The 519-nt window shown below is 59.0% G+C and carries 1 protein-coding gene; it reads left to right on the top strand.

Going from position 1 to position 519, the window contains the following annotated elements:
• Positions 1-519 (top strand): IS110 family transposase (locus CCD76_RS19525; RefSeq protein ID WP_143543366.1); only part of this gene is annotated, 519 nt, incomplete at both ends.

The following is a 519-nucleotide window of genomic DNA, read 5'->3' on the forward strand; positions in this document are numbered from 1 at the left end:
CCCGCAGCAAGAAGGACGCGTTACAGGTCGTTCACCCTCATGCGGCCGCCATCGACGTTGGTTCGCGTTTCCATGTGGTTGCCATCCCTCCCGATCAGGATGAGCTGCCAGTACGTACATTCAACACCTTTACCGGCGACCTCTGCCTCTTGGCCGATTGGCTCGGCGAAAAGAAGGTAACGACCGTCGCCATGGAGTCCACCGGCGTCTACTGGATACCGGTGTATGAGCTTCTCGAAGAGCGCGGGTTCGATGTCGTCCTGGTCAACGCTCGCGATGCCAAAAACGTCCCTGGCCGAAAGACCGACATCAATGATGCCCAGTGGCTTCAACGCCTGCATGCCTACGGATTGCTACGCGGCAGTTTCCGCCCCGCTCAGGAACTGGCGAGCCTGCGTGCCACCCTTCGCCAGCGTGAGCGCCTGCTGGCCTACGCGGCTGCCCATATCCAGCATATGCAGAAAGCGCTGATGGAGATGAATCTTCAACTCCATCATGTCGTGACGGATATTACCGGTG

Source organism: Salinicola salarius (assembly GCF_002179555.1).
Classification (GTDB): Bacteria; Pseudomonadota; Gammaproteobacteria; order Pseudomonadales; family Halomonadaceae; genus Salinicola; species Salinicola salarius_A.